Origin of the sequence: Chamaesiphon sp. OTE_8_metabat_110 (assembly GCF_031382685.1) — a bacterium.
Classification (GTDB): domain Bacteria; phylum Cyanobacteriota; class Cyanobacteriia; order Cyanobacteriales; family Chamaesiphonaceae; genus Chamaesiphon.
In genome coordinates this window covers 1-7235 of record NZ_JANMZA010000346.1, presented here as the reverse complement: position 1 = coordinate 7235, position 7235 = coordinate 1, and the positions used below count along the sequence as shown (strand labels likewise).

Genomic DNA, 7235 nt, shown 5'->3' with positions numbered 1-7235 from the left:
CGATTCTTGAGTATCCTTGCGACGATCTTCCCGATCTACTTCAGCTAGGTGCGAAAGATTGGGCACCTCAAAAATATTGCTACATTCCGAACCCACATCGAAGAAAGCTCCACCCAACAGCCGCGCGTAATCGCGGAAAGTCGAGGCTTCTTTAGTAGGCGGACAGTCGATAATCGTCACGGGCATATTGTTTGCTAACGCGCCATTGAGCATCCCCGTAGTGGAGACAGATTTACTCGCTCTGGTAGTGGCAATCCACAGAATATGGTGGTGGTTATTGATAATGTCGATGTACAACGGTACGCCACCATCGTTGGAGATTAACTCAAATCCAACTTTGTCGTAAGTATTAATTAACGCCAGCGAGACAGTCCCCGCCACATAATTGGTGAAAACCTTGCTCTCGCGACTAAAAGGGCGAGATAGTGCCATATCCCAAGCTACGGGGAACGTTTGCAACCACGTCAACCAAGTGTAGGTATACTCGCGGTGCAAGTGACCAGGAAATAGAGACTTGAGGCGATCTCAAGCGAGATCTACTTCTTGTACCGTGTGGCGATGGATGAGGAATGTCGATGATATTGCTAGCTCTACACCACCTCTGTGTAAAACCTGTTGAGCCTCAATCGCTTCTTCAGCATTCATGTTCGCGGCAACGTTAATATCGCCTTCTGCCTCAGCTTTACTTGCTTTGTAAATCTCTTCATCAGTAAGATCTTTGAGCTTTTTGCGACTGATACCTCGATCGACTGCGGTAATTTGAGCGATGTGTTCGATGTCGTAAACGCTATCTTCCCCTAACTTATTCCACAGGTAAGTGAGTGCATCTAATTTGTCACTCCATTCATCTGGTTGCTCTAACATTGACATCACGCCAATGAACTTCTTTTTGACCTTGACCCAGCGATAATCTGCGGTGGGTAAGCTGGATTCCTCGTCAATTAAAATTGATAAGGGATGGAGGTGGCGATAGATATTCTCGGTGGCTACTTTACCATTGAAAAATATCCGTTGGGGTACGGGAGGCGCGGGAGTATCATTTACTCTCGCCCACAGATCTGCCCACAGTTCTTGGCTACTTAACGGACGAATGCCAAGCCCCATCTTATTAGTAAGAGTCTGTTCCCATAAATAGAAAGCATTGACACCAGCTACTAAGAATTCGGTAAATTCGCGAGACTTAGCAATCTTCGCTGCGCCTGAAAACTTGGTGAATATTTTATAAAGACCCTTGCCAAAAGCTTCGATTTGGTCATCTTTGACATCGGCTTCGGGGTCGAAGGTAAAGGTTGCAAATAAGGTCAGCGATTTAGGTTTTCGCATCCCCTTTTCAGTCAGAGTTTGCAATCGCTTTTGTTCGGTCATGATGATGTACTTCAAGACATCTGACTGACAATTTTCCACAGTTCTCGATAGCTCCTGCATTCGGGCGGTGTTATCGACAAACGATTTCATGTGAATCGTTAACACCTCACCCTCCGGCAAATCCTTAAACCCAGCGGATAGTCTGTTATAAATCGGGTCGATCCTCCCCCACGGTAGATTCGGGTGAATGCCGTCGCATTGAAACCCAAATACCAGTCGATACTTGCGCTCGGTAATTTGAAGTAAATACGCGCCAAATTGTCGCCCATTGCAATCGAAATCGATATGGGTGACTAAATCTAATTCTCCCTCGATCGGAAATAGTAGTTCTGGCTTGTCCCCAGGGCGACAGACTTGTTTGACTGGTTTAGGGCGTGCGAACATCGGGATCTTCTGCTGGAGGTAGGGGAGAACGGTAGGGGAGATTGGCGCGGATGTAGCGAGGTGGCTTGAACCATAACCCGACAAATTGCCACACGCCCTTGAGGGTAAGGGCGACCCAAGTGCCATCGACGACGACAACAGCGAGGGCGAATACTTGCCAACCCAGATTGAAGATCTGGATTAAAAATAGATACAGCAGTAAGTCCAATCCCAGAGCGATGATAAATACATCCGCAGGAATTCCGGCAATCCCTGGCTTGCGGCTGAGAATGCGGTTGACTCGAATCGGTTCGCGTTCGTATGCCAATTTAATTTTTAGGGGTAAATAAAGGGGGGAAGGGGGAAAGGGTAAAGGGTAAAGGAGAACTGCTGGCAGTTGGGGGTATCGAGGGCGCGACGCGCCTAATACCTCTACCCTTTACCCTTTACCCTTTCCCCCACTTCACTGGGATGTTTGCATCTGGCGGAAGATGTAAGATCAGGCTGCTCCGAAAATCATCCCCATCACCGCATCGATCGCGATGACGACAGCAATTAGTACGATTGGGGCTTGGATGACTTCTTGCAGTTCGGCACGTTCTCTGGTTTTGTCGTAAGCATCTTTAATGCCGAAGATAAAGGCAATGGCAAATGCGACTTTGATGAAGTTAATTACGAAGGTTGCAAAGCCAGCTAGTGAGGTATTGGTAACGCCTAAACCAGTCCCACTGAGTAAGTCAGTAATGGCTTTTGTCCCTGAAGCCGTAATAATCAAAGCATGAGCGGGATCTGTCATGCAGGTAATCATAAATAAGCTGCCCAAAACTGCGATTGCAGCAACTAGTAACGATTGATGTTGCGGTGCTTTAATGCGGCGAAAGTTATCCCAAAGATCCCCCGCTATGCGGTTGGAAAATACCAAATAGGTGCTGAGAATGCCCGTCCACGCCAGCGTAATCAGTAACGAACTAGTCCCAAACTTGAAGATCCAATCAGCCGCAATACCGATAGTGACGATCGATAGCCAGAATTCAACCGAACATGAGTAGTAGATTCGGTCGAGTAAGCTAGATTTAGGTTTATGTTTGTGGTGATTATATTTAGTCATCATGATGCTTGCGCTCAGTTTTTTAGTCTAGCGAATAGTTGTATTTATATCTGAAAAAATACTAATTTACGAAAATATTAGTTCGCCTTGCTGGTGAAGTTGCCACATTTGAAGATGAGGATCGATCTCTAATGGCATGACTATGGCTGGTTTAACTAATTGGATATTCAGATAATCGGGAGTATAATTATGCCCCTCAAAGATCCAACTGGCGATCGTGTAAGCATGTCTATCGATATATTTACGCTTTGCAGGTACGAGATAGGTGCAGTCGCCAGCATTAAATATCCAGTAATTTCCGCGACGATTGGTTGGGGCTAAAATGACATTTTTTGCTTCAATCCCCCAACTAGAATAAATTGAGTCTTTGGTCACACTCGCAATCCTAATCTGATATTCGACTGCAAATTTACTGAAATTATGATGATATGCTGCAACTATTTCCTGCTGTGTTTTAGTTAATTCAGTGAGAACTGAAGTTAATGAAGACCTAGAATGCGAAACTAGTTCTGACTCAATGGAAAACTGTTCGAGCGAAGAATTGCTACTTGGATAAGCAGACTGTGGATGTAGCATGTAGATCTAAACGATCGATGTGTAATAGTACAGGCATGGTTGTCTGGTTTTATCGATATTGACCCAAGATAACTTCAATATCTAATTAATGAGATGCGCTATCCGGCTGAGATCCAAAAGAGTTTTATAGAAAAATCGAACAGATTTTCTTAGCTTGATGCTGCGATCCCAACTCTCGATGTTCCTTTGCTGTTAATGGACGACAACTATTCATTAGTTGAGGATTGCGATCGATCATTTGTTTGGCTAATCTACCCGCCTGTGTCTGCATCCAAGCCGGACTGGAACTCTGCTTTGCCATGACGGTGTTGTACCCCAATAATCCCAAGGTTGTCAAGGTCAAACCCAATAGCAGCCAAGAATACCAGCTCTGAGCAGGAGCAGCGACATGTCCGGCATCGATGAACCTTTTTTCCAGCGAGGTTAATTGATGTCGAACGGTGCCCATGTGGGCTTGCTGGATGGCTAGAGTCTCTAGTAATGGTTTGCTCACTAGCTCGAATTGGGTCTCTAACTTCTTTCCAGCCAAATCTAGGGATTGAGTTACCGCTTGGGGAATGGCATCTTTAATTTGTTCGATCCGGTCGATCATTCCCGTCACATCGCGGATCGGATCGTCTGCTTGAATTTGATAGTTGGCAAACGATCGATTTAAGGCTAACTTGCTGATGGCATGGTTGAGGGCGGTAGTTTGTTCCATCTTGCGTGTAGCGGCTGGTGGGCAAATAAGTCCTATTTAAACACTCAACCTGCGATTACGCCTTGAGTCAAATTACTCGATTTCGATTGTCGATCGATCCCCTCCGAGTTGTAGACTTATCTCGATTGGTAATTTGGGATAGTTGCTAAACGCTGGTGGTAAGATTTAGCTGTTTGCCCGCTGGCGAGGCAACGTGGTCACGCCAGTTCTGGACTATTAATCTGTAAAATAGTTTAAAAAATTCAGTGTAAAACCAATTCTCCGATACAATAAGTTTCTACGATACCCCGACTGTCGCGGGTTGCTCAAGACCTTCAAACTGATGGATATTGCTGGAGCCTTAGCCGATTACGATTTCCCAAAGGGAACGCTACGCGAACGGGCGATCGTTCTCGATCCCAAGATTATGGAAGATAGTTAAATTTTACCGCCAGTAACTCTATATAGCTTCCTGTCTCAATTTCAGGGGTTTGTTTGGTTCCATGTAATTACATGGAACTCAAAACGGTCGAGTGGATAGCTACTTCTGCTCTAGAGTCCCCATATTTGCAGCCTAGCAAGCAATTGTAATTTCGATCGCTCCCTGGTTGTAGATTCACTGTCGATCGATGGGAACTCTAAAACAAGAGAACTCTGAAGATATTTATGAGTGAAAACGCTAAGAATAAACTGCAAGAATTACTCAATAATCTTGGTTGTATCGGTCGTTGCATTGACTTTCAACATACACTTGTTGCCGATCTCTATCGCTCTACTTTAACAGTGGCATTTCCAGATGGTCGGATCGTTCGCGGCACTGGAGAAGGACAGCGTAAACCTGATACTGATATTTCAGCGGCACAGGATGCTCTCGATCTAGTTGAGAGAATTTATCCATAATAATATAATAAAAAAAGAGTGATAACTAAATTAGCTATCACACCAAAAAATATTTTCAATGACTATTATAGATGAAATTACGTGGAAATCGCGTACCTGGTAGGAGTGGTACTCTCTATCAACGCACCAAGAAAAAGCGATTGAAAAATGGCAAGACAGTTGAATATCCTCTAGTTGAAGGAAACCGTGACTTAGATAATATTTCTCATTGGTTCTGGCAGATTACCTGGAAGGAGAGAGGCGATGATGGAAAATATCGAACTCAGATTGCTTCTGTTAGACCAGTACAGGTAGAGCAAGTGAAGGTGTTAATCGCTGGAAATGTAGAACTAGAAACGATTCTAGCTTATTTGCGTGGTTCCATGTAATTACATGGAACTATTTATATAGTCTCAAGCTTAGATGGAGTAACAATTTGAGCTTATTCGATCGAGGTTAAGCCGCTCTGCTCTGTATGTGCCATTAATGCTCTAAAATAGCTTTCAGTAACTCTTTCAAGCTTTTATTTAGTTCCATGTAATTACATGGAACTTTAATGCGATCGCTCTCAATCGATCGCAAGGAAATGGATTCGTCGCTGTCGGTTGTAGACACGATCGTTTTTTGTGGTTGAACACTGGTAGCATATACAGGTTTACTACTGACTCAAACCAACTCCGATCGTAAAAATCTGGTCGGTAACAAGCAAATAACGATCGAGAAAAAATAATAAATTGAATAGAGATTTGGGGCGTTCGCGAATGCCTTAATTGGACTGGCTAGCGTCGGCTTTGTTGCTCCAATGGAGCATCGAGCGCGCCTAATGCCCTCAATGTTGCCTTCTGTGCATTCGTAATGCCTGTAATGCCAGCAATATTCATCCCCTCACAGGGTCGCGGCGATCGAAGCATCTTGACACATTCACCTGTGATGATATCCCAAATCCGAATGGTGGCATCAGCACTAGAACTGGCTAGCAACTGTCGATTGGGGCTATCAATGCCAGATTGGGGGATGAAAGCTACCGAAAATACCCCACTTTCATGACCTTCTAATACTTGCAGACATCGACCCGTCTGAAGATCCCAAAGTCTGATGGTGCGATCGAAGCTACCGCTGGCTAGAAACCTTCCATCTGGACTAAATGCCACCGACCAGACAAAATGGGTATGACCGGACAAGGTTTGCAAACATGCACCTGTAGCCACATCCCACAGTCCCACCGTGCGCTCGATACTCCCGCTGGCTAAAATATCGCCGCTGGGATTAAAAGCGATCGTACAAATCGATTGCCCTACTTGCCAAGTCCGCAGACATTCACCTGTCTGAAGATCCCAAAAGTTAATCGTCCGATCGAAACCAGCACTAACTAGAATATCTAACTGGGAGCTAAAGACTACAGACATCACCCAGTGCATGTGCCCCGCCAAAACCTGGAGACATTCACCCGTCTGGGTATTCCAAATTCTAATCGTGCGATCGTTACTCCCACTGGCAAGCATTCGACCATCCATGCTAAAGGCAACCGACCAGACTTCATTAGTGTGACCGGATAAGTTGCAGTAACATCGACCATCTTGGACGTTCCAGAGTTTAATCGTCGGATCGACACTGCCACCGCCGCCAGCTAAAAATCTGCCATCTGGACTGACTGCGATCGCTCTAATCGCCTCAGTATGACCCTTAAAACTGGTAAATTCACCAGTCTCGATCTGCCAAAGTCTGACGAGTCGATCGAAGTAGCCACCAGCCACTAGCACGGGCAAATTAGTAGAATTTGGTGTGGGCACTAAGGCGATCGAAAACAGGGTATTTGAGTACCCCTGAATAACTTTGAGACATTGACCGGATTCTATGCTCCAGAGTCGGATCGTCCGGTCTTCACTGCTGCTGGCAATAACTCGATGATGGGGGTCGAAAGCCATCGCCCAGATCCAGTTCTCATGACCGATTAGGGTCTTGACACGTTCCCCAGATTGGACATCCCACAACCCGATCGTCCGATCTTTGCTACTGCTGATGAGCATTCCACCATCGTGACTGAAGGCGATCGACACCAATTCATCACTGTGCCCGACAAAAGTGTGTAAACACTCGCCAGTAGCTAGATCCCAGAGTTTGACAGTAGTATCATCGCTGCCGCTAGCTAGCAGGCGACTGTCGGGACTAAAAGCCACACACCAAATCCAGCCTTGATGACCCGCCAGGGTTTGCCAATAGGTGCCATTGCTGCCATCCTGGATGTGCCAAAGTTGAATCGTGCAA

At 45.5% G+C, this 7235-nt stretch carries 8 protein-coding genes and 1 pseudogene; 2 read left to right on the top strand and 7 right to left on the bottom strand.

Annotated features, from left to right (window positions below; genetic code table 11):
- The 6 genes and pseudogenes from RMO52_RS12720 to RMO52_RS12695 form a co-directional block, all read right to left on the bottom strand.
- Positions 1-495 (bottom strand): annotated as a pseudogene (locus tag RMO52_RS12720) (hypothetical protein); the annotation flags it as partial.
- Positions 496-525: 30 nt separating this feature from the next.
- Complete coding sequence (locus RMO52_RS12715) at positions 526-1749, bottom strand: hypothetical protein (RefSeq protein ID WP_310414692.1); 1224 nt, start codon at positions 1747-1749, stop codon at positions 526-528.
- Positions 1733-2056 (bottom strand): hypothetical protein, encoded by a 324-nt coding sequence (locus tag RMO52_RS12710; RefSeq protein WP_310414689.1) that lies wholly within the window; start codon positions 2054-2056, stop codon positions 1733-1735. The genes RMO52_RS12715 and RMO52_RS12710 overlap by 17 nt, the downstream gene beginning before the upstream one ends.
- A 171-nt stretch (positions 2057-2227) precedes the next feature.
- Positions 2228-2839, bottom strand: a complete 612-nt coding sequence (locus RMO52_RS12705) for a hypothetical protein (RefSeq protein WP_310414686.1) — start codon at positions 2837-2839, stop codon at positions 2228-2230.
- A gap of 63 nt (positions 2840-2902) precedes the next feature.
- The gene (locus RMO52_RS12700) at positions 2903-3412 is read right to left on the bottom strand and encodes a hypothetical protein (protein ID WP_310414683.1); all 510 of its coding nucleotides are present in this window, start codon (positions 3410-3412) and stop codon (positions 2903-2905) included.
- A 124-nt stretch (positions 3413-3536) separates the two neighbouring features.
- Positions 3537-4112 (bottom strand): hypothetical protein, encoded by a 576-nt coding sequence (locus RMO52_RS12695; protein WP_310414680.1) that lies wholly within the window; start codon positions 4110-4112, stop codon positions 3537-3539.
- Positions 4113-4757: 645 nt separating this feature from the next.
- On the opposite strand from RMO52_RS12695, the gene RMO52_RS12690 reads away from it, so the two are divergent.
- Positions 4758-4991 (top strand): hypothetical protein, encoded by a 234-nt coding sequence (locus tag RMO52_RS12690; RefSeq protein ID WP_309744995.1) that lies wholly within the window; start codon positions 4758-4760, stop codon positions 4989-4991.
- Positions 4992-5062: 71 nt separating this feature from the next.
- Complete coding sequence (locus RMO52_RS12685; RefSeq protein ID WP_309744993.1) at positions 5063-5359, top strand: hypothetical protein; 297 nt, start codon at positions 5063-5065, stop codon at positions 5357-5359.
- A gap of 390 nt (positions 5360-5749) precedes the next feature.
- On the opposite strand, the gene RMO52_RS12680 is transcribed toward RMO52_RS12685, so the two are convergent.
- Positions 5750-7235, bottom strand: a 1486-nt coding sequence (locus RMO52_RS12680; RefSeq protein WP_310414676.1) for a WD40 repeat domain-containing protein, incomplete at its 5' end; no start/stop codon positions are given.